Here is a 22,039-nt window from a genome sequence, read left to right as displayed (position 1 = left end):
GTCAGAAACCCTGCCATTGCCAGCTCAGCTGCAACTGGCGGTCTGTGTACTGGAAAATCGAAATGTTTTCGTGGTTGCGCACGATGCGTCCTTCCAGCTGCAGCGACTGGTTCTTGCCGAGCGCGTAGGTGAAGCTCGCGCGCCCGATGTCGGTCGACTGCGCGCGGATCTTGTCGATCAGGCCGGGAGAATAGGCTTCTTTCCCGGTCCAGTCCTGGTGCACATAGCCCAGCTCGGCGCTGGCGCGCTCGCCCAGGCGGCGCCGGTACAGCAGGTTCGCGTACCACCCGTCACGGTCGCCGCCGGGGCGCAGGGCCAGCGCATGATCGCGCTGCGCGCCGAGGCTGGCGCTGGCATACATCGTGTCGTTGCGGTGCGTGAACTGGGCGCGCAGCTCCGCGACGTTCGAATCGAAATTGGTCAGCGCCAGATACTGGTTGTACGTGAGGCTGCCGACTACGCTGAACTGGGTGCTGTTCGGCAGCGGCAGCGGCGGCCCGACGCGCACCTGCAACTGGGCCTGGTGCTGGTAGGGACGTCCGCCCAGCGTGATCATGCCGAGGGCGCCGCTGGTGCGCAGGCTCCAGCGGCGGAACCGCCACGGCGCCTCGACGCCGGCGAACAGCGAGGCGCTGTCGTAGGCGTGCAGGGTGTCGTAGTGGCGCAGCTGGAACTGGGCGAAGCCGACGACGCCGTTGGGCGTCAGTTCGCGCGTGGCGTCGCCGTTCAGGAACGTGTACTGGTCGTGCTTCGGGATGAAATCGCCGGTCAGGGTCTGCTCGTAGTGGCCTTCCGGGCCGTCGAACACATACGTGCGCGAGCTCGCGCCCTGGTTGACGTTCGACTCGATGCCGCGTCCGAGCCCGAGCAGCAGCGACGTCGTCGGATGCCAGTGCGCGCAGCCTTCCTCGCGGGCCTGGGCGATCAGTTCCAGCAGCGCACGCGACGGCTGGAAGCGGCTCTCGATCGTGGCGAACATGCGCTCGGCCTCGTCGCCGTGGCCGAGCGCGCACTGCGTCATGGCCAGGTCGAACCACGCGCCGGCGTGCAGCGGCTCCTGCTGGACCAGCTGCGCCAGCTCGCGCGACGCGTCGTTGCGGCGGCCTTCGGAGATCGATTGCAGGGCCTGCTGGTAGAGGTCGGGCTGGTCGCTGCCGTCGCCGGCCTGGGCGTGGACGGGCGCGGCCCACAGGCAGGCGATGAGGGCGGCCCGGGCCGCGCGGCCGAACGTCGTGCGCGTCATGCGGGCTGCCCGGGCGTGCCGGCCGGGGCGGCGGCGTGCGCGGCCCGGTCCAGCGTGTACAGGATGGTCGGGCGGCCCTTGCCGCGCAAGTGGCGTTCGCCCAGCAGCAGGAAACGGTGGCGGCAGGCGCGTTCGACCGCGCCGGCGCCGACGATCACGTCGTGCGGGAAATCGCGTGCGGCCTGTTCCAGGCGCGCGGCCGTGTTGACGCTGTCGCCCACGGCCGTGTAGATGCTGCGGAACGAGGTGCCGAAGTCGCCCGCCATCGCCGGGCCGCTCTCGATGCCGATGCGCACCCGCAGCGGGGGATGTCCCGCGCGCTGGCGCTCGGACGAGAGGAGCGCGACGCGCTCGAGGATCTCGCAGGCGGCATCCAGCGCCAGGTCGGTATGCTGCTCGAGCGGCAGCGGCGCGCCCCAGAACGCAACCAGGCCGTCGCCCGTGTACTTGTCGAGCGTGCCCTGCTGCGCCATCACGGGGCCGGTCAGGCAATCGAGGAATTCGCGCGTCAGGCGCGACGCGTCTTCCAGCGACAGGTTCTCGACCTGGCTCGTATAGCCTTCCATGTCGGCGACCATCGTCGTCACGTCCAGGTGGCGCGGCTGCAGGGCGTTGTCCAGGTCGCTACGCAGCAGTTGTTCGACGACTTTCGGCGCCACGTACTGGCGCAAGGTGTCGAGCAGGCGGCGCGACTTGCGCTGCGCCTGCTGCCACTGGTGCGGCACGGCCACGGCCAGCAGGAACAGATTGGTCGCCAGCGGACCGGTGGTCGCGAACACGGGATCGTGGCGGCTGGTGAAATAGGCGACCACGATCCACAGCAGCGACAGCACGCCCAGCAGGGCCACGCTGGCGATGGCCGGCAGGCGCGGAAAGGCGACGATGGCCAGCAGGGCGGACAGCAGTCCGAACGCGCAGGCGAACAGGCGTCCCGGCCATGGCGCCGGATTCGTGCCCTGTTGCCGGTCGAGCAGGTCGGACAGCACGGCCGCCTGCACGCCCAGTCCCGGACGGCTGCTGGCGTGCGGCGTCGCGACGCGGTCGCCGAGGCCCATCGACGACGAACCGACCAGCACGAGCCGGCCGCTGGCGCTGGCGGGATCGATGCGTTCGCCGAGGATGTCGGCGGCGCTGGTCACCGTCCATGCGTTCCAGTCGCGCTTGTAGGACAGGCGCATCAGGCCGGTGTCGTCCAGTGCCAGCGGCGGCTTGCCGCTGCAGCAATCGACCAGGGCCAGGGCCAATGCCGGATACTGCCGGCCGTCGAACGTGGTGACGAGCGGCACCCGGCGCAGCGCGCCGTCCGGATCGGGAATGAAACCGATGTTGCCGACGTGGGCCGCGCGCGCCAGGCCGGCGTGGTTGGCGAAATACCCGGTGGCCTCGATGCCGCCGCCGGGACGATACGCGGTGCTGGCGCCGGCGGGCACGCCGTTGCGCAGCGCCTGCGGGCGCAGGTGCGCGAAGTCGAAGTCGAACGCCTGGGCCAGCACCAGCGGGCCATGTTGCGCGAGCAGGGCGAGGCGGGTGTCGCCGGCCGCGTCGAGCGGTTCCGGCATCACGATGTCGAGTGCCACGCCCCGGGCGGCGTAGCGGGTCAGCAGGATCTCGACGAGATCGGCGATGCGCGCACGCGGCCAGGGCCACGGGCCGAGCTCGTTCAGGCTGGCTTCATCGATGTCGACGATGAGGATGCGCGGGTCGGGCGCGGTCGTCGATCGCAGGCGGATAAACGCGTCACGAAGCACCTCGTTGCCAAAAAACGACATCTGTGCGGATTGTCCCCATTGCGACCACAGCGTCAGGAAAACGGCCGCGACGGCGATAGCGACCCGCGCCAGCACGAGCGGGCTGCGGTCCGGACGGGGCGTGGAAGTGGAGATAAAGGGGTATTGCACCAGCTGCCTTGGATTCTGGAAACGGCGGTTGTTGGAGATAACTCTGAAGTATAACGTGTTGCGTATGCCCCCAAGTAACAAGTTGAAGCACTCCCGTATCGAACAATACGCCCGAGTTTGCTCTAAAATGTGATGGCCGTCACAGGAGAAGCGATTGCTGCTCCGGAATAATGGCAAATGAGGAAAAAGATCATGCTGCGCCACGCCACTTTCATCGCCATCACGACCATTGCTTGCATTGCGCAGGCCCGGGCAGCCGAGGCCGGCCGCGTCATATTTACCGCCGGCGTCACGCAGGTGGCCGAGCGGGCGGGCGCGGAAGGCATGGCGGTGCAGGAGGGCGACCTGCTGAGCACCGGCACGGACGGGTTCCTGTACGTCAAGACGCCGGACAACGGCCTGTTCATCCTGCGTCCGAGCACCCGGGCCCGGATCGCCGCTTACCATATCGACAAGGCCAATCCGGCCAACAGCCGCTTCAAGCTCGAGCTGCTCGCCGGTGTGGCGCGCAGCAAGTCGGGCGACGCGGTCAAGCTGGCGCGCCAGAATTTCCGTTTCAATACGCCGGTCGCGGCGATCGGCGTGCGCGGGACCGATTTCACCGTCTACCATGAGCACGACACGTCGCGCGTCGTCGTCTTCACCGGCGGCATCATCGTCAGCGGCTTCGGCGGCGGTTGCCGGCCGGAAGGCGGCGGCCCCTGCGAAGGCGCGGCCAGCCGCGAACTGACGGCGGCCCAGCGCGGCCTGCTGCTGCAGGTGAAGCGGGGCGAAACGGCGCCGCAGTTGCTGAGCGGAGCGACGGGGCCCGACCAGGTGTCGCCGCCGCGCAGCGACGAGCCGCTGGCCCCGGTCCTGGACGCCAAGAAGAGCGAATCGGTGGCCCAGATCGTGCCGCCGCCGGCGCAGCAGCCGGCGCCGCCGGTCGTGGTGGCGCCGCCGCCGGTGGTCGACGTCGATACCCCGCCGGCCAATCCGCGCGCCCTGCAGTGGGGACGCTGGGCGCCGCTGCTGGGCGAGCAGGCGACCGCCGGGCTCGTGGGGCCGGCCGGCGCCGAACGTATCCTGGGCGGTAATTTCGTGCTGTTCCGCACCGCGGGCGACGCCTATGTCGCGCCCGAGCGCGGCAGCGTGAGCTTCGCGCTGAAAGACGGGCAGGCCTATATCACCAACGACGACCCGACCAAGGCCGCGGTCGCGGGCGCGATGCAGAACGGCCAGCTGAACGTGGACTTCGGCACGCGCAGCTTCACGACGAACTTCGACCTGGTCGGCGGCGGCTCGACCTATAAACTGTACGCGCAGGGCGACGTCGCTTCGAACGGCCGCATCGGCAACAATCCGGGCCTGCACCCGGTGGCCAACAACATGAGCGTGGACGGATTCCTCAGCAATGCCGGCGGCGGCAGCGCCGGCTATATCTTCCGTTCGCGCCTGGACGATACGAGAACGGCAAACGGCGTCACCTATTGGACGCACTGACGCGCCTGAAATGCATATATAAATGGATGAGCAAACAAAAACCCCGGATTTCCGGGGTTTTTCTTTTGGAGTAAATGCCAATTCTCACGAATTGTTACCGATTGTAAGAAAAGCCGGATGGGAAAACGGGGCGGCCCATATCTTGTCCCGCCCGCCAATTTCAGGCGGAGCGGACAAAACTCCATCTTTGTCACTGGGGCGTTATCGTGATTGCATGTTTGCTCACTGCTTGCGTTTATTGTTTGACTTGTTAATAATAATCGACCAATTCGATTGATGGCTGATACAAGTTAGTGACAAAAAATCTTGGGTTTTGTGATGCCCATCACATTAACGTCACTATTCGCTCTGTCATCATTCGGACCGTTGGATTGCAGGGACATCCGAATCTGCAAATAATCTTGATTGAATTTCTTTAGGAGCTTTAGATGGGTGTTTATACCGAAGCAGTACAGCAGCTGTATGTTGCTTACTTTAACCGTCCGGCCGATGTCGCTGGCCTGACCTACTGGGAAGGCATTGTTGCAAATGCCAACGGCAGCACCGCTGCTGTGTCGGCCGCTTTTGCCGCTTCGGCTGAGTACAAGGCTGCCTACGCCAACATGGACGCCTACCACGTCGTCGCCCAGGTGTACCAGAACCTGTTCGGCCACGCTCCGGACCTGCCGGGTCTGAACTTCTGGGGCCAGGCTCTGCTCGCCGGCCAGATGACCGTCGACAACGTCGTGACCCAGATCGCCGCCGGCGCACTGGGCAGCGACATGACCGCCTACACCAACAAGGTTGCTGCTGCAACCGCGTTCACCGCAGCCCTGGACACCCCGGCTGAAGTGCTGGGTTACGACGGCGACGCCGCAAACGCAGCCGCCAAGACCTTCATCTCCAGCGTGACCGATGACGCTTCGCTGGCAGCCGCCATCGCGCCGGCTGCTCTGAACGCTACCGTGTCGGGCATCGTCGACATCCACAACGTCGGCCAGACGTTCACCCTGACCATTGGCCAGGACATCATCGTCGGTACGTCTGGCAATGACACCATCAATGCCACGCACATCACGCCGTCCACGGGCGCGCTCAACGCGTCGAACCTGACTTCGCTCGACAGCATTGATGGCGGCGCAGGCAAAGACGTCCTGAACCTGGACCTGACGGGCGGCTACAACAGCATCGTCGGCGCAACTATCAAGAACGTCGAAATCATCAACGTGACTGGCGCTAGCTCGGCTGTCGATGCATCGGTCTTCCAAGGCGCGACCAACGTCAATTTCGATGCCACCAGCACCCCGACCGTGACCGGCCTGGGCGCTGCAACGACCGTTGGCTTCACCGGCACTGCCGGTGATATCAACGTCGGTGCATTGGGCGCAGCGGCAAGTATTGCCCTGACCAATGTCGCTGAAACGGCGGCTCTGAACGTCGGCGGCACGAACCTGAACTCGGTCACCGTGTCCGGTACCCGTGCCGACAGCGACAGCAGCGGCTCCGTGGCTGCCCAGGCTCTGAATGTCACCGTCGGCAAGGATGTCCAGTCGCTGACCCTGAACACCAACCAGAAGAGCGTCCTGACCGTCGCTCAGAGCGCTGGTTCGACGAAGGCCTTCACGACCATCAACGCATCGGGTTCGACCGGCGGCGTGACCATCGACGGCACCAGCAACACCAGCCTGATCAACGTCACCACCGGCACCGGTAACGACACGATCACCCTTGCCGCCCTGACCTCGGCAGCCACCAGCTCGGCCGCTGCAGTCAACGCGACCGTGACGGCTGGCGACGGCAACGACACGATCGTCGTCAACAGCACCGGCGACGGCATGACCACGGTCGACGCCGGCGCAGGCAACGACAAGATCAGCGTGTCGGCCACCACCGGCCCGGTCACGGTCCTGGGCGGCGCAGGTAACGATACCGTCACCATCGACAAAGTCCTGGCAACCACCGACGTCATCAACGGCGGCGACGGCACCGACACGATCTCGTTCGCTGGCGCAGGCGCTCGCACCGCTGACGACTACATCGTGTTCAACAAGCTGGTCACCAACTTCGAAACCCTCAGCTTCTCGACCGCAGAAACCGGTCTGGACGCTTCGAAGCTGGCCGCTACCTACACGGGTATCGACCTGGCATCGGGCAGCATCGTCACCGGCGTGGGCACCCAGGCAATCACCGCCCACGGTGATGTCGACCTGACCGCTGCTGGCTACGTCGCTGGCAAGACTTTCGCCGGCACGCTGGGCGTGTCCGAGTCGGCTACCGGCTCCGTCGTCGTCAAGGCCGACATCCTGAACCTGGATGTCAAGGCTGCTGCCGCTGGCGACGTGACCGCGACCCTGTCGGGCGACGTGCGCACCGCCCACGTCACGCTGACCAACACCGTGGACAGCGCAAGCAACACGACCGCTGACCGCGTGGCTCACTTTGTCCTCGACAACACGTCGACCGACACCGCACTGGCTACCCTGACCCTGAGCGGTTCGGGCGATGCAACCGTGACCAACGCCGGCGGCAAGCTGGTGACCGTGGACGCATCGGGCCTGAACGGCACGTCGGCTGTGGCTGCCAACAATGGCGCAGCCCTGCACGGCCTGACCTACATGTCGAGCAACGCCGCTGCCGAGACCATCACGCTGGGCTCCGCTGTCGATACCATCACGCTGAGCAATTCGACCTACGGCGCGATGGACACCGTGACCGGCCTGAAGCTGGTCGCCAACAGCGATGCCACCGACGTGACGGCGGCTTCCGACGTCCTGCACGTGACGGCACTGGACGGCGTGGCAGTCAAGTTCACCACGACCCAGACCGACATCGACCTGGCACTGAAGGACGCGGCTGCTTCGACCAAGGGCGACAACCTGGTGTTCCAACTGGGCGGCGACACCTACGTCTTCCACGACGCAGGTACGCCTAACCAGATCGACGCGGCTGACACCGTCGTCAAGATCACCGGTACCGTGAATCTGGACACCCTGATCCTGTCGCTGGGTCACGCCGTCTAAGCAGTAACCCGCATCCGGACCCCGTGTCTCTTCCTTCGGGAAGTACGCGGCGCCTGGAAGCACAAGGCCAGGCTCCGCCTGGCCTTATATTTGGTGCCGGCCGACGGTTTGCCAAACGATGTTTCTGCAGCGCTGTCGAATGCGGGCCACGCCTGCTGAGTTTCAGCGCGGATGGGATGCGCATGGCGGGCGACCCGGTATTGAGAAGAAAGGCATGTCGATGACATGCCTTTTTTATTTGCACGCGTCCAACTTCGACACGCGCACCCTTCATCATTTAACAATCTCCCGGTGTTAGCATGCCGATTTGGACGGCATGGCGCTGACATGGTGGACTGGAGCGAAGGCTATATGGCCGAAATCGGCTACACGTTCGGTTACTATCCGGCGTTGAATCCTGCGCGGCTCAAGTTGGCCTTTCTGAATGCCGGCCATGCCTTTCCCGACGTGGGCACGGCCTGCGAGCTCGGGGCCGGGCAAGGTCTCAGCGTCAACATTCATGCCGCCCCGGCACACGGTAGTACGGCACCGACGTCAATCCGGCCCAGGCCGGTTTCTCGCAGGAACTCGCCACCGCAAGCTGCTTTGCGGCCGGCCTGTACGCCCAGCAGAGCGAAAGGCTGCTGCGCGACGGCAAGCGCATCGATTCACCGGAAGAGCAGGCGGCCGAGCTGCTTCTCCAGCCGACGCGTTCCTGACGAATCGCCTGCCGCTGTTGCAAGCCCTGCGCATCGCCACCTGAAGACCGCACGTCCCGTCATGACACTGGTGGTGTTGCTCGCCCGCATCGCTCAGTTGGAAAATATCGCTCGGGAGATTAACGTTCGGTTATAAAAATGTGATGTACGTCACATTATTCAGCGGTTTTGCGCGATAATGTGTCGCCCGCTCAGCTTAATTACTCTCAAGCATGAAGCGTGACCCTGGCGCGATCGCGCCGCATTCCCGGTGCTCCCAAACAAATGAAAAGCAAACTCTTTGACAAGAAAAACGAAATCGGACAGGTCCTGCTCATGTTCAAGAGCACGTTCTGGACGGTGGGGACGTTCAGCGCCATCAGCAACCTCCTGATGCTCGTGCCGTCCTTGTACATGCTGCAGGTCTACGATCGCGTGCTGCAGAGCCGCAACGAGATCACGCTGCTGATGCTGACCCTGCTGATGCTGGGCGCGTATCTGATCGTCGCCGGCCTGGAGTTGACCCGTTCCTTTGTCCTCGTGCGCGTCGGTGCCAAGCTCGACATGCAACTGAACAAGCGCGTCTATACGGCAGCGTTCGAGCAGAACCTCAAGAGCGCCGGCGGCAACGCGGGCCAGGCCCTGACCGACCTGACCACGCTGCGCCAGTTCTTGACCGGCAATGCGCTGTTCGCGTTCTTCGATGCGCCGTGGTTTCCGATCTACCTGATCGTCATCTTCCTGTTCGAACCGGAACTGGGGCTGTTCGCGCTCGGCGGCACCATCGTGCTGATCATATTGGCCGTCATCAACGACCGCGTCACGCGCCAGCCGCTGAAGGATGCCAACACCATGGCGATCGCATCGTCGGCCCTGGCGACCAACAACCTGCGCAACGCCGAGGTGATCGAATCGATGGGCATGCTGCCCAACCTGATGCAGCGCTGGTACAAGATGCACGGTAAATTCCTGCATCTGCAGGCCGAGGCCAGCGAGGCCGCCGGCAAGATTTCCGCCGTCACCAAGTTCGTGCAGCTGGCGCAGCAGTCGCTGGTGCTGGGCTTCGGCGCGCTGCTGGTGCTCGAGAACAAGATCACGGCCGGCATGATGATCGCCGCGTCGATCCTCGTCGGCCGCGCCCTGCAGCCGGTGCAGCAGTTGATCGGCGTGTGGAAGTCCTGGGGCAGCGTGCGCAGCGCCTACGAGCGCCTGACCGCGTTGCTGGAAACGAATCCGGCGCGCGAAGCCGGCATGCCGCTGCCGAAGCCGCAGGGCGCGCTGTCGGTCGAAGGCGTCACCGCCGCGCCGCCGGGCTCCCGGAATGCCGTCGTGCGCGGCCTGAGCTTCGCGATCGCCCCGGGCGACGTGCTGGGCGTGATCGGCCCGAGCGGCTCCGGCAAGTCGACGCTGGCGCGCCTGCTGGTCGGCGTGTGGCCGGCGATCGCCGGCAAGGTGCGCCTGGACGGCGCCGATATCTATGCCTGGAACAAGGGCGAGCTGGGACCGCACATCGGCTACCTGCCGCAGGACATCGAACTGTTCGGCGGTACCGTCAGCGAAAACATCGCCCGCTTCGGCGACATGGACCCGGAGAAGGTCGTGCAGGCGGCCAAGCGCGCCGGCGTGCACGACATGATCCTGCACATGCCGGACGGCTACGACACCCGCCTGGGGGATGGCGGCGCCGGCCTGTCCGGCGGCCAGAAACAGCGCCTGGGCCTGGCGCGCGCCATGTACGGCGACCCGGCGCTGATCGTGCTCGACGAACCGAATTCGAACCTCGACGACATCGGCGAACAAGCCCTCGTGATGGCCGTCCAGGACCTGCGCCAGCGCGGCAAGACCATCGTCCTGATCACGCATCGCACCAGCATCATCGGCGCGACGAACAAGCTGTTGTTGCTGCGCGATGGCGCCGCGCAGAAGTTCGGCCCGACGGCTGACGTGCTGGCGGCGCTGCAGCAGCAGGCCCAGGCCGCGCAGCAGGCTGCGCAGCAGGCCGCGGCGCGCCAGCCGGCTCCGGCACAACAACAGGCACAGGCCGCCGGCCAGGCGACCGCGGCCCAGGAAGGGAAGTAAATGAAACTCATTGAGAACAAGTCAAAAGCGACGGAAGTCATCGCGCATGACGTGACGCCGCTCGAAGTGAATACCGATGCCCGCCCGTACAGCCGGCTCGGCTGGCTGATCGTGCTGCTCGGCGTCGGCGGCTTCCTGTTGTGGGCGCTGACGGCGCCGCTCGACAAGGGCGTGCCGCTGTCCGGCACCGTGGCCAAGGAGTCGAACCGCAAGGCCGTGCAGTACCAGCAGGGCGGCACGATTCAGGAAATCCTCGTGAAGGACGGCGACGTCGTCAAGGCCGGCCAGACCGTCGTGCGCATGAACCCGGTCGTCGCGAAGTCGGCCTTCGAGATCACCGACAGCCAGTACCTGACCGCGCGTGCCACCGAGGCGCGCCTGGAAGCGGAGCGCGACGGCCGCAAGACGATCGCCTTCCCGCCCGACCTCGAACAGCGCAAGAGCGACCCGCGCGTGGCTGAGCTGATGACCCTGCAGAGCCAGCTGCTGATGTCGCGCACCAGCTCCCTGCAGAGCGAGCTCTCCGGCATGGACGAGAGCATCGCCGGCCTGAAGGTGCAGATCAAGGGCCTGGAAGAATCGCGCGACAGCACGAAGGAACAGATCAAGCTGCTGAAGGAGCAACTGGACGGCATGCGCGACCTGGCCAAGGAAGGCTATGTGGCCCGCAACCGCATGCTGGAGCTGGAACGCACCTATGCCCAGCTGCAGGGCGCGATCTCGGAAGACATCGGCAACATCGGGCGCTCGCGCAGCCAGGTGATCGAGCTCACGCTGCGCAAGTCGCAACGGACGCAGGACTACCAGAAGGAAGTGCGCACCCAGCTCGCCGATACCCAGAAGGAAGCCGAAGCCCTGGGCGCGCGCCTGGAGGCGCAGAAGTATGACCTCGCCAACGTCGAGGTCAAGGCGCCGGTCGCCGGCACCGTGGTCGGCCTGGCCGTGTTCACCAACGGCGGCGTCGTCAACCCGGGCTTCAAGATGATGGACATCGTGCCGTCCGACGATCCACTGATCATCGAAGGCCAGCTGCCGGTCAACCTGATCGACAAGGTGCACGACGGCCTGAAGGTCGAGCTGATCTTTGCCGCCTTCAATACCAACCGCACGCCGCATATCGAGGGCGAGGTGGAAACCGTATCGGCCGACCGCAGCGTCGACGAACGCACCGGCACGCCGTACTACAAGGTGCGCGTGAAGGTGACGCCGGCCGGCCAGAAGATGATCGCCGCCCACAAGCTGAACATCATCCCCGGCATGCCTGTGGAACTGTTCGTCAACACTGGCGAGCGCACGATGATGAACTACCTGCTCAAGCCGGTGTTCGATCGCGCCAAGTCGTCGATGTCGGAGGAATGATCCGCGATGGCGAAAGTGTCGATGAAAAAGAAGGCGCTGGCGCTGGCCGTGCTGCTGGCCGCCGGCGGCAACGCCGCGGCGATCAGCCTGCAGCAGGCCTACGAGGCCGCGCTGAAGAACGATCCGCAGTACCGGATGAATTTTTACGAGAACGAGTCGGCCAAGGAAAACCGCATCCTCGGGCGCTCGAACCTGCTGCCGCAGGTGTCGGCGAGCTATTCGGCCAGCCGCAACATCGCGGACGTCGAATTCATCTCGAGCAATCCGAAACTCGGGAACGAGTTGACGCACCCGCGCTACATCAGCCGCTCGTCGGCCGTGCAGGTGCGCCAGCCGATCCTCAACCTGGACGGCTGGATGCGCTATCGCCAGGGCAAGGTCCAGACCGAGCAGGGCGCCAGGCAGTTCGAGTCCGACACCGCCCAGGTGATCCTGCGCGTCGTCGGCGCCTATTCGGACGCCTTGTTCGCCGAAGACCAGGTCGCGCTGTCGAAAGTGCAGCGCGACATGTATCTGGAGCAGATGAAGGTCAACCGGCGCCTGTTCGAGAAAGGCGAGGGCACCAAGACCGACATGCTGGAAACCCAGGCGCGCCTGGATCTGGCCGAGGCCCAGCTGGTCGAGGCGCAGGACAACGCGACGGCGATGCGCGACACGCTCGCCGGCGTGATCGGCATGGACCCGGGCACGCTGGATCCGCTCGGGGCCAATTTCCACTTCCAGGACATGGCGCCAAAGTCGTTCGAGGACTGGCGCGTGGACGCGCTCGCGCACAATCCGCAACTGGCGGCGGCACGCCTGGCCGTCGAGAACGCGCGTCTGGAAATCCTGCGCGACAAGGCCGGGCATGCGCCGCGCGTCGACCTGATCGCCGCCTACAGCAAGGATGACGCCGCATCGCTGACCACGTATAACCAGAACACGGTCAACCGCACCATCGGCGTGCAGGTGAATATCCCGATCTATCAGGGCGGGGCGATCAATGCGACGACGCGCCAGGCGGCAGCGAACTGGAACCGTGCGCAGGCCGATTTCGACAACCACGCCAACCAGGTGGTGGTCGAATTGCGCAAGGCGTACGACCTCGTCCAGAACAGCACTGCCAAGATCAACGCCCTGGAGAAGGCCGTGGCTTCCGGGCGGGAGCTCATGAAAGCCACCGAGCAAAGCATCAAGGGCGGCGTGCGCATCAATCTCGACCTGCTGAACGCACAGCAGCAGCTGTACACGAGCCAGCGCGACCTTGCGCAGGCACGCTATATGTACCTGCTCGGCCTGCTTCGCATGCGCGCCGCCGCCGGCACGCTGGACGGCGGCGCCGTACGTGAAGTTGCCGCCTACTTCCACTGAATGTCCATCCCTCCGGCGGCGCCATGTACGGCGCCGCCGCTTCCTTTCGGCCCGACTTTTCCGCTGATTATTTCCATCATGTAAATTGCATCTAATTAACAATTTGCCTGAGTGCAGTAAGTAACCACTTCTCTAAAGAAACAGTATCCATGCGGAACATGGATGCGCACTGCTGGGTTGCTGGCGCCATCTATATTTTAGCTATTGTAGTATTTCCTCACATTTCGACATGGAGGTAATAATGGCAACTACGAACACAACGACCGTCGAGCAGTTGTATATCGCATACTTCAGCCGCCCGGCGGACCCCAACGGGCTGACCTATTGGGACAATGTGCTGGCGACCGATCCCAACGGGGTGCAGCAGATTTCCGCGGCCTTTGCCGGCTCGCAGGAGTACAAGGATACATATGCAGGCCTGGACAACCAGGGCGTCGTGCTGGCCGTGTACCAGAACCTGTTCGGCCGCGTCGGCGAGCAGGCCGGTGTCGATTACTGGACGAACGCGCTGAACAACCACACGATCACCGTCGACAACGCCGTGACCGCCATCGCCGCCGGCGCCCAGGGCAACGACAAGCTGGTCTACAACGGCCGCGTGGCCGTTGCCACGACGTTCACGGAGCACGTCGACACATCCGCCGAAATCGCGGCCTATTCGGGCACGGCGCCCAACCTGAAGGCCAAGGCCTTCATCGGCACGATCGTCGATCTGCAATCCTCGGCCTATGCCATCGACCCGGGCGTGATCGACGCCAAGATCGCCGACATCGTGGGCACCCCGACCGGCACTGACATACAGCACCACCTGGCCTGATCAACGTTGTGCCCGACGTTTCATATCGCATTCGCGATTGGGACAGTAGTGAACGAGGCTGGCGGGCGCGGCCGCTGCGACGTCCACGGCCTCCTCGATGCAACGGAAGGAGATGACGATGGCCGGGCTCAGCACCCAGATACAGGACTTGTACGTCGCGTATTTCGGCCGTCCGGCCGATTATTTCGGATTGCAGTACTGGACCGGGATCGCGGCCACGCCCAGCGGGTTCGCCGAGATGGTCCAGGCGTTCGCCACCTCCGCGGAATACCGGGGCATGGTGGGCGGCATGGACAACCGCGCGCTCGTCGACACCGTGTACGAGCACCTGTTCGGTCGCCCGGCGGAGACGGCCGGCATCGATTACTGGGCCGGCCTGCTGGACAGCAAGGTGATTTCCATCGCCGACGTCGTGACGTCGGTCGCCGGCGGCGCCCAGGGTCTCGACAGCGTCGTATTTCAGGACAAGGTCCAGACGGCGGACATCTTTACGGACCACCTCGACCAGGCCAACGAGCGCCTGGCCTACACGGGCACGAACGCGAACACGCTGGCCTACGATTACCTGGCCGCGATCAAGGACGAGGCCTCGGCGGCGTATGCCCTCGATCCGGCCAACATCGATGCGCTGATCGCGAAGATCAGCACCGTGATCTACACGGCAGGCATGGAAGAACCGGTGCACCTCGTCGGGGTGCAGCCGGGTTGACGACGGGGCGGCGGGCTCAGGCGCCCGCTTCGTTCGCCATCGTGCTGCCGGCCGTCTTGCCACCCGCACAATGCGGACACGATTTCCCCACCACATATTCCGGCGCCAGTTGCTGGCGCGGCGTGACAACGGCGCGGCAGGCAAAACACTGCACGGTTTCCGTCGGTTCCAGTTTGGGATTGAGCGCGGTACGGTAGTCGAACACGAAGCAGTCGCCCGTGTAGTGGTCGCCGCCCACTTCCTCGAAATACTTCAGGATGCCGCCGTCGAGTTGATACACGCGGTCGTAGCCGATGTTCTGCATGTGGATCGCCGCTTTTTCGCAGCGGATGCCGCCCGTGCAAAAAGTCACGACGGTCTTGCCCTGGAGCGCATCCTTGTGCTGCGCGACGACGTCCGGGAATTCGCTGAACTTGTCGATGCGGTAATCGAGCGTGTTGTCGAACGTGCCGACGTCCACCTCGAACGCGTTGCGGGTTTCCATCATGACGACGGGGATGCCGTCGTCGTCGTGGCCCTGGTCGAGCCAGCGCTTGAGCGTCTTCGGCGCCACGGACGGCGCACGGCCCAGTTCCGGCTTGATCAGCGGCATGCGCATCGTGATGATTTCCTTCTTGATGCGGACCAGCATGCGGCGGTGCGACTGCTCGGTCGACACGCTTTCCTTCCACTCCAGGTCGGCCAGGCGCGCGTCGCTGCGCACCCAGGCGAGGTACTGGTCGATCGCCTCGCGCGGGCCGGACACGAACATATTGATGCCTTCCGGCGTCAGCAGGATGGTGCCCTTGAGGGCAAGTTCGGTGCACAGCGCCTGGTATTGCAGGCGCATCTCTTCGAGGTTGTCGAGGCTGACGAACTTGTAGGCGGCGATATTGACGTGCATGATCGTTAAAGCGGAGGAACGTGAAATGAAGCCTTCTATTATATGCTAGAAAATGCGGGCAGCTGAGCCCCGCAGACGTCGCATTCGCGGCAATTGGCATTACAATGCTTTTCTTTCGTGCAAGCTTTCCGGCCCTTCCATGCAATCGCTGAACCTGCAATACAACCCGCGCATCGACCAGCTGCGCTGGCTGGCCGCCACCATCGTGTTCCTGTTTCATTTCCACCTGGAGTACCGCGGCCTGGGCGGAGCGCCGCTGGTGAGCAACTGGGCGGCCCTCATCACGGAAGGGCATACGGGGGTGGGACTGTTCTTCACGCTGTCGGGTTTTTTGTTCATGCAGATCGCGCTGGCGCAAAAGACCATCGTCTACCGCGATTTCGTGCGCAATCGCGTGCTCCGCATATTCCCCCTGTTCCTGACGATCTTCCTCGTCGCGACGTCGATCGGGCGCGATAATTTCCAGCCGCAGGACCTGCTGTATCTGTTCGCCACCAACCTCGGCCATGCGCCCACGTCGGGCACGGTGGTCACGGGTGCGGCCTGGACCATTTCCCTCGAATTCCTGTTCTACCTCGTCTTCCCGTTCCTCGCCCGCTTTGCGCTGGAGCGGGGCAAGCGCTACGTGCTGCAGCTGCTCGTGCTGATGGCGTTCTTCAAGCTCGCCGCGTATACCGTCAACGACAACAGCACGCTGATGTATTTCTGCACGTTCGTCGGGCGCTTCGACCAGTTCCTGATCGGTATGCTCGCGGCGATGCTGTACCAGCAATACCAGCCCACGCTGCAGCGCCATGCGCCGTGGCTGCTCGTGGCCGCGGCCGCGCTCGTCGTGTGGGACACCGCCACCATGCACCGCCTGGCGCCGTTCGGCGCGACGCCGAAATCGTCGTTCTGGATCTTCTGGTCGATGGCGGAGTCGGCCGGATGGGCTTTCTTCATCCTCGCCTGGGTGGGATTCCGGCCGCGCCTGCCGGACGTCGTCGAGCGCGTGCTGTGCCACGGCGGCAAGGTCAGCTTTTCCTTCTATTTGCTGCACATGGGGCTGCTGCACCTGCTGGCCCAGCGCGTCGGCCTCGTGCACCCGACCGGGCGCGGCTGGCTCGACGCCGCCCTCATGGTGGCCGTCAGCTATGGCGCGACGTGGACGCTGGCGACCCTCAGCTACAACAGCATCGAGGAGCCGTTCCTGCGCATGCGTCGCCGCTACGGTGCCGACAAGCCGGTGCAGGCGAGCGTCGCCGTGCAATGATGGATTGATCACGCGGCCGCATCTTGTCAAGCGTGTCACCGTGCCTGGATGCAACCCTCCCATCCGGCGGTCCGAGGTAAAATGACAGGATGACTTCCCCGATCTTCACCCACCTCCGCGTCCATACCGAATACTCGATCGTCGACGGCCTCGTGCGCATCGACGACCTCGTGGCTGCCGCCTCCAAGGACCAGCAGCCGGCGGTGGGGGTCACCGACCTGGCCAACGCGTTCTGTCTCGTGCGTTTTTATAAGGCGGCGCGCGGCAAGGGCATCAAGCCGATCGTCGGGGTCGACGCCTGGATCACGAACGACGAGAACCGCGAAAAGCCGTTCCGCCTGCTGATCCTGGCCAAGAACAAGACCGGCTACCTGCAGATCTGCGAACTGCTGTCCAAGGCGTGGCTCACCAACCAGTACAAGGGCCGGGCCGAGATCCGCGTCGAGTGGCTGGAAGCGCTGGCGACGAGCGTGTCCACGCTCGAGCCGGACGTGCCCCAATCGAACGCCCTGATCGTGCTGTCGGGCGCGCAGTTCGGCGACATCGGCCAGGCCATCGACAACGGCGACATGGACAAGGCCGAGGCCGCTGCGACCCGCTGGGCGCAGCTCTTCCCCGGTCACTTCTATGTCGAGATCCAGCGCGCCGGCCAGCCGAACCAGGAACAGCAGGTGCGTCATTCGGTGGCGCTGGCGAACCGGCTCGGGCTGCCCGTCGTCGCGACGCACCCCGTGCAGTTCATCAGCAAGGACGAATTCGTCGCGCACGAGGCGCGCGTCTGTATCGCCGAGGGCGAGATGCTGGCGAACGCCAAGCGCGTGCGCCGCTTCAACGAAGGCATGTGCTTCAAGTCGCAGGCCGAGATGGCCGAGCTGTTCAAGGACTTGCCGGGCGCGTTGGCCAACTCCGTGGAGATCGCCAAGCGCTGCAACGTCACGCTGACGCTCGGCAAGCCGCAGCTGCCGAACTTCCCGACGCCGGGCATGACGATCGACGAATTCCTTATCGCCGAAACGAAGAAGGGCCTGGAAGAGCGTCTCGTCGAGCTGTACCCGAACGAGGAGCAGCGCGAATCGGCGCGGCCGCGCTACGAGGCGCGCCTCGAGTTCGAGAACAACACCATCATCAAGATGAAGTTCCCGGGCTACTTCCTCATCGTGGCGGAGTTCATCCAGTGGGGCAAGAACAACGGCGTGCCGATCGGCCCGGGCCGCGGTTCCGGTGCCGGTTCGCTCGTCGCGTACGCGCTCAAGATCACCGACCTCGATCCGCTCAAATACAACCTGCTGTTCGAACGTTTCCTGAACCCGGAACGCGTCTCGATGCCCGACTTCGACATCGACTTCTGCCAGGAAAAGCGCGAACTGGTGATCCAGCACGTGAAGGACCTGTACGGCCGCGACGCCGTGTCGCAGATCGCCACGTTTGGTACGATGGCGGCGAAGGGCGCGATCCGCGACGTGGGCCGCGTGCTCGATTTCGGCTACAACTTCTGCGACGGCATCTCCAAGCTGATCCCGTTCAAGCCGGGCAAGCAGGTGTCGATCGCCGAGGCGATCGAGGAAGAACCGATGCTGAAGGAGCGCCTCGAGAACGAGGAAGAGGTGAAGCAGTTGATCGAGCTCGCGCAGCAGGTCGAAGGCATCACCCGCAACATCGGCATGCACGCGGGCGGCGTCTTGATCGCCCCCGGCAAGCTGACCGACTTCTGCCCGCTGTACACGCAGGGCGGCGACGCCGGCGTCGTGTCGCAGTACGACAAGGACGACGTCGAGGCGGCCGGCCTGGTGAAGTTCGACTTCCTGGGCCTGACCACGCTGACGATCCTCGACCGCGCCGTCAACTACATCCGCGGGCTCGACCCGGCCGACAAGGATTTCGACCTGGCCAAGCTGCCGCTGACGGACCGGCCGACCTATAAACTGCTGACGGATGCGAAGACCGTCGCCGTGTTCCAGCTCGAAAGCCGCGGCATGCAGGGCATGCTGAAGGATGCGCGTCCCGACCGCTTCGAGGACATCATCGCGCTCGTGGCGCTGTACCGTCCGGGCCCGATGGACCTGATCCCCGACTTCTGCAAGCGCAAGCACGGCGAAAAGTTCGACTACCCGGACCCGCGCACGGAGTCCATCCTGTCCGAGACCTACGGCATCATGGTCTACCAGGAGCAGGTGATGCAGATGGCGCAGATCGTCGGCGGCTACTCGCTGGGCGGCGCGGACATGCTGCGCCGTGCGATGGGCAAGAAGAAGGCCGAGGAAATGGCCGAGCACCGCGCGATCTTCCGCGCCGGCGCCGCGAAGGACGGCCTGTCGACCGAAAAGGCCGACGAGATCTTCGACCTGATGGAGAAGTTCGCGGGCTACGGCTTCAACAAGTCGCACGCGGCCGCGTACGCGCTGCTGTCGTATCACACGGCGTACCTCAAGGTCCACCACACCGCCGCGTTCATGGCAGCCAACATGTCGCTGGCGATGGAAGACACGGACAAGATCAAGATCCTCGTCGAGGACTCGATCGACATGTGCGGCCTGACGATCCTGCCGCCGGACGTCAACGAATCGCAGTTCCGCTTCACGCCGGAAGGCCCGCCGCCGTCCGTCACGGGCAAGCAGGTGAAAAACATCCGCTACGGCCTGGGCGGCGTGAAGGGCGCGGGCCAGGGTGCGATCGAGGCGATCATCGCGGCGCGCGAGGAAGGCGGCCGGTTCAAGGACCTGTTCGACTTCTGCAAGCGCGTCGACCGCAAGCAGATCAACCGCCGCACGATCGAATCGCTGATCCGCGCCGGCGCGATGGATTGCTTCGGCACCGACCGCGCCGTGCTGCTCGCGTCGGTCGCCTTCGCGATGGAAGCGGCGGGCCAGGCCGCCGCCGCCGCCAACCAGGTCAGCCTGTTCGGCGGCGACGATTCCGACCTCGTCGCGCCGCCGGAATACGTGAAGGCGACGCCCTGGACCGACCGCCAGAAGCTGGCCGAGGAAAAGACCGCGCTGGGCTACTACCTGTCGGGCCACATGTTCGACTCGTACGCGCAGGAAGTGCGCCGCTTCGCCAAGACCAAGCTGAAAGACCTGGAGCCGTCGCGCGATCCGCGCATGCTGTGCGGCGTGATCACGGGCGTGCGCACGCAGCTCACGCAGCGCGGCAAGATCCTGATCGTGTCGCTGGACGACAAGTCGGGCGTCGTCGAGGTCACGATCTACAGCGAGCTGTTCGAAGCCAACAAGAACATCTTCCGCGAGGACGAATTCCTGCTCGTCGTCGGCAAGGTGTCGGAAGACCGCTTCAACGGCGGCCTGCGCATCACGGCCGAAAAGGCATTCGACATCGCGACGGCGCGCATCCAGTACGGCCACAAGCTGGAGATGGACGTGGCCTGCACCATCGCGCCGGCCAAGCTGGCCGAGATCCTGCAGCCGTACCGCCACGAGAACGGCCTGCCGGTCAGCCTGCGCGTGACGCCGCAGGGCATCCCGTGCATCCTGCAGTTGGGCGACGCGTGGCGCGTGGCGCCGTCGGACGAACTGAAATACGCGCTCGAGCTGCACCTCGGGGCGAAAGAGGTCGCGGTCGAATACTGATTACTTCCTGAGGACGACGATCCCCGCCTGGTGCTTGGAGAACAGCACCGTGCACGCGCCCACGAGCGCGCGCATGCCGGGGATGCGCATGACCTTGCCGAGCAGGCCGCGCAGTTCGCGCCGGTACAGCGCGATGTACAGGTACTGTGCATGCGGGTGCACGGAAAAGCCAGTGAAGCCGGCCTTCTTCGCGCCGCGGATGATTTTCGCGGGATGCATGTCGCGTTCCGTGACGCCGAATTCCTGCATGACGGCGGCCGAGCGTTTTTCGTGGCCCAATCCCGGTTCCGACGTGATGCAGATGCCGCCCGGCTTCAGCGCGCGGTAGGCGCTTCTCAATGCGCCGACTTCGTCGACCGCATGGTGCAGGCAGTCGAAGAACACGACCACGTCGAATTCGTTCTCGAACGCCAGCGACTCGTAGTCGCCCACGACGAAGTCGAGGTGTTCGAGGCCGTTGTCGTGCTTGAGCCGGCGCGCCGCCTCGATGGCTTCCGGCACCAGGTCCTGCCCGACCACGTGGTAGCCCCTCTTTGCGAACAGCACGCTGGTCCAGCCCGTCCCGCAGCCCATGTCCAGCAGGCGGCCCCCTTCCGGCATCAGGCCCATCATGGCGCCGAGTTCCATCAGGTACATGCCGCACTGGCTGTCCGACCACGGTTTGTGCGCGGCGTGCCGCATGCCGTCCGCGCCGATGTTCTTGAAATAGTCGTACTCGCCTTGCGTCGCCATGTGCCCGTACCGAATTCAGCAAAAACGGTATTCTAATGGATGAACTCGCGCAGCATTACGCACACGGCAAGACTATTTGTTAAGCGGCCGCCGGCCGTGCGCCCGCCAGGCCGCCGTATTCTCGTGCTCGCGCAACCCGATCGTTGCCTGCGTAACCTTGTTCGCAGCGCGCTCGAGGACGACTTTCCGGTTGCTCGTTTCCTGGTCGCGCTGCGCCTCGCGGTGCCACAGGTGGAACACTTCGGTGGCGAAGGCGCCGTCCTTGCGCATCACGCCGGCGTGGAACAGGCGCACGACGAGGTCGGAATCCTCGTGGCCCCAGCCCGTGAAACTCTCGTCGAAGCCGTTCACCCGTTCCAGGTCGCCGCGCCACACGGCCAGGTTGCAGCTCTTGATGCGGCGCCAGGAAAACTTGCGCGACGTGCGGCCCAGGTCGGGCCAGCGCAGCCCCAGCGGCTGCAGCGTCTTGTTCAGGTCGCCACGCAGCCGCCAGCGCAGGCGCGTGAGCGGGGACGTGGCGGCGACGTCGATCCCGTCGTCCAGCACCCGGCGCGTCAGCGTCTCGGACATCAGGATGCGGCTGCCCGACACGAGGCAGCCGGGCCGGGCCAGCGCGCGGTGGCGGGCGATGAAATCGCGCTGCGGGATGCAGTCGCCGTCCAGGAAGATGATGTAGTCGCCGGTGGCGGCGAGAATGCCGCGATTGCGTGCCATGGCGGCGCGAAACCCCACGTCGGGTTGCCAGACGTGGCGTAGAAGCACCGGTGAAGCGGCTGCCAGCCGTTCGACGCAGGCACGCGTGTTGGCAGTCGAGCCATCATCAGCGATAATGATTTCAAAATTCTTGTCGTTCTGCATGAAACATGCCCGCACCACCGCCTCCAGCGCGTCTGGCCGGTTATAGGTGGTGATCACGACCGAGATTGTCTGAGCGTGACGCATAAGGTCCGTTGTACACTGCTGTATTCAGGGGCA

The 22,039-nt window shown here is 64.7% G+C and carries 16 protein-coding genes; 11 read left to right on the top strand and 5 right to left on the bottom strand.

The window, feature by feature from the left end:
• Position 1: 1 nt before the first annotated feature.
• Complete coding sequence (locus tag U9J41_RS15060; RefSeq protein WP_322403007.1) at positions 2-1,243, bottom strand: tetratricopeptide repeat protein; 1,242 nt, start codon at positions 1,241-1,243, stop codon at positions 2-4.
• Positions 1,240-3,141 (bottom strand): CHASE2 domain-containing protein, encoded by a 1,902-nt coding sequence (locus tag U9J41_RS15055; RefSeq protein ID WP_322403006.1) that lies wholly within the window; start codon positions 3,139-3,141, stop codon positions 1,240-1,242. Before U9J41_RS15055 ends, U9J41_RS15060 begins: the two co-directional genes overlap by 4 nt.
• 177 nt (positions 3,142-3,318) lie before the next feature.
• Between U9J41_RS15055 and U9J41_RS15050 the strand changes: the two genes are divergently transcribed.
• The 9 genes from U9J41_RS15050 to U9J41_RS15010 all read left to right on the top strand — a co-directional run bounded on the left by U9J41_RS15050 (position 3,319) and on the right by U9J41_RS15010 (position 14,613).
• On the top strand, positions 3,319-4,623 hold the full coding sequence (locus U9J41_RS15050) for a FecR family protein (RefSeq protein ID WP_322403005.1): 1,305 nt from the start codon (positions 3,319-3,321) through the stop codon (positions 4,621-4,623).
• A gap of 22 nt (positions 4,624-4,645) precedes the next feature.
• Complete coding sequence (locus tag U9J41_RS15045; protein WP_322403004.1) at positions 4,646-4,900, top strand: hypothetical protein; 255 nt, start codon at positions 4,646-4,648, stop codon at positions 4,898-4,900.
• Positions 4,901-5,051: 151 nt separating this feature from the next.
• Positions 5,052-7,622, top strand: coding sequence for a DUF4214 domain-containing protein (locus U9J41_RS15040; protein WP_322403003.1), 2,571 nt, complete (start codon positions 5,052-5,054; stop codon positions 7,620-7,622).
• A 327-nt stretch (positions 7,623-7,949) separates the two neighbouring features.
• Positions 7,950-8,456: a hypothetical protein gene (locus U9J41_RS15035; RefSeq protein WP_322403002.1), complete on the top strand. Its 507-nt coding sequence runs from the start codon at positions 7,950-7,952 to the stop codon at positions 8,454-8,456.
• Between the two features lie 179 nt (positions 8,457-8,635).
• Positions 8,636-10,378: a type I secretion system permease/ATPase gene (locus U9J41_RS15030; RefSeq protein WP_322403001.1), complete on the top strand. Its 1,743-nt coding sequence runs from the start codon at positions 8,636-8,638 to the stop codon at positions 10,376-10,378.
• Entirely contained in the window at positions 10,379-11,737 is a 1,359-nt protein-coding gene (locus U9J41_RS15025; protein ID WP_322403000.1) for an HlyD family type I secretion periplasmic adaptor subunit, read from the top strand.
• A gap of 6 nt (positions 11,738-11,743) precedes the next feature.
• A complete protein-coding gene (locus U9J41_RS15020; RefSeq protein WP_322402999.1) occupies positions 11,744-13,087 on the top strand; it encodes a TolC family outer membrane protein in 1,344 nt (447 codons plus the stop codon).
• A 229-nt stretch (positions 13,088-13,316) separates the two neighbouring features.
• On the top strand, positions 13,317-13,904 hold the full coding sequence (locus tag U9J41_RS15015) for a DUF4214 domain-containing protein (protein WP_482194205.1): 588 nt from the start codon (positions 13,317-13,319) through the stop codon (positions 13,902-13,904).
• Between the two features lie 118 nt (positions 13,905-14,022).
• Positions 14,023-14,613 carry a DUF4214 domain-containing protein gene (locus U9J41_RS15010; RefSeq protein ID WP_322402997.1) on the top strand — a complete coding sequence of 197 codons (591 nt, stop codon included), beginning with the start codon at positions 14,023-14,025 and terminating at the stop codon, positions 14,611-14,613.
• A 16-nt stretch (positions 14,614-14,629) separates the two neighbouring features.
• Here the strand turns inward: U9J41_RS15010 and U9J41_RS15005 are convergent, their stop codons facing one another.
• On the bottom strand, positions 14,630-15,499 hold the full coding sequence (locus tag U9J41_RS15005; RefSeq protein ID WP_482194206.1) for a sulfurtransferase: 870 nt from the start codon (positions 15,497-15,499) through the stop codon (positions 14,630-14,632).
• Positions 15,500-15,635: 136 nt separating this feature from the next.
• Between U9J41_RS15005 and U9J41_RS15000 the strand changes: the two genes are divergently transcribed.
• Positions 15,636-16,748: an acyltransferase family protein gene (locus U9J41_RS15000; protein WP_322402995.1), complete on the top strand. Its 1,113-nt coding sequence runs from the start codon at positions 15,636-15,638 to the stop codon at positions 16,746-16,748.
• A gap of 89 nt (positions 16,749-16,837) precedes the next feature.
• On the top strand, positions 16,838-20,332 hold the full coding sequence (gene dnaE / locus U9J41_RS14995; RefSeq protein ID WP_322402994.1) for a DNA polymerase III subunit alpha: 3,495 nt from the start codon (positions 16,838-16,840) through the stop codon (positions 20,330-20,332).
• Here the strand turns inward: dnaE and U9J41_RS14990 are convergent, their stop codons facing one another.
• Entirely contained in the window at positions 20,333-21,064 is a 732-nt protein-coding gene (locus U9J41_RS14990) for a class I SAM-dependent methyltransferase (protein ID WP_322402993.1), read from the bottom strand.
• Between the two features lie 72 nt (positions 21,065-21,136).
• A complete protein-coding gene (locus U9J41_RS14985) occupies positions 21,137-22,006 on the bottom strand; it encodes a glycosyltransferase family 2 protein (RefSeq protein WP_322402992.1) in 870 nt (289 codons plus the stop codon).
• Between the last annotated feature and the right edge of the window lie 33 nt (positions 22,007-22,039).

The organism is Massilia luteola (genome assembly GCF_034420155.1).
GTDB classification, from domain to species: domain Bacteria; phylum Pseudomonadota; class Gammaproteobacteria; order Burkholderiales; family Burkholderiaceae_D; genus Telluria; species Telluria luteola.
The sequence above is the reverse complement of the archived record's forward strand: the minus strand, read 5'-3'. Positions and strand labels throughout refer to the sequence as shown.

Coding starts and splice junctions, on each gene's coding strand:
- U9J41_RS15060 (WP_322403007.1), bottom strand. CDS start 1,243: ATGACGCGCACGACGTTCGGCCGCGCGGCCCGGGCCGCCCTCATCGCC.
- U9J41_RS15050 (WP_322403005.1), top strand. CDS start 3,319: ATGAGGAAAAAGATCATGCTGCGCCACGCCACTTTCATCGCCATCACG.
- U9J41_RS15045 (WP_322403004.1), top strand. CDS start 4,646: ATGGATGAGCAAACAAAAACCCCGGATTTCCGGGGTTTTTCTTTTGGA.
- U9J41_RS15040 (WP_322403003.1), top strand. CDS start 5,052: ATGGGTGTTTATACCGAAGCAGTACAGCAGCTGTATGTTGCTTACTTT.
- U9J41_RS15035 (WP_322403002.1), top strand. CDS start 7,950: ATGGTGGACTGGAGCGAAGGCTATATGGCCGAAATCGGCTACACGTTC.
- U9J41_RS15030 (WP_322403001.1), top strand. CDS start 8,636: ATGTTCAAGAGCACGTTCTGGACGGTGGGGACGTTCAGCGCCATCAGC.
- U9J41_RS15025 (WP_322403000.1), top strand. CDS start 10,379: ATGAAACTCATTGAGAACAAGTCAAAAGCGACGGAAGTCATCGCGCAT.
- U9J41_RS15020 (WP_322402999.1), top strand. CDS start 11,744: ATGGCGAAAGTGTCGATGAAAAAGAAGGCGCTGGCGCTGGCCGTGCTG.
- U9J41_RS15015 (WP_482194205.1), top strand. CDS start 13,317: ATGGAGGTAATAATGGCAACTACGAACACAACGACCGTCGAGCAGTTG.
- U9J41_RS15010 (WP_322402997.1), top strand. CDS start 14,023: ATGGCCGGGCTCAGCACCCAGATACAGGACTTGTACGTCGCGTATTTC.
- U9J41_RS15000 (WP_322402995.1), top strand. CDS start 15,636: ATGCAATCGCTGAACCTGCAATACAACCCGCGCATCGACCAGCTGCGC.
- dnaE (WP_322402994.1), top strand. CDS start 16,838: ATGACTTCCCCGATCTTCACCCACCTCCGCGTCCATACCGAATACTCG.
- U9J41_RS14990 (WP_322402993.1), bottom strand. CDS start 21,064: ATGGCGACGCAAGGCGAGTACGACTATTTCAAGAACATCGGCGCGGAC.
- U9J41_RS14985 (WP_322402992.1), bottom strand. CDS start 22,006: ATGCGTCACGCTCAGACAATCTCGGTCGTGATCACCACCTATAACCGG.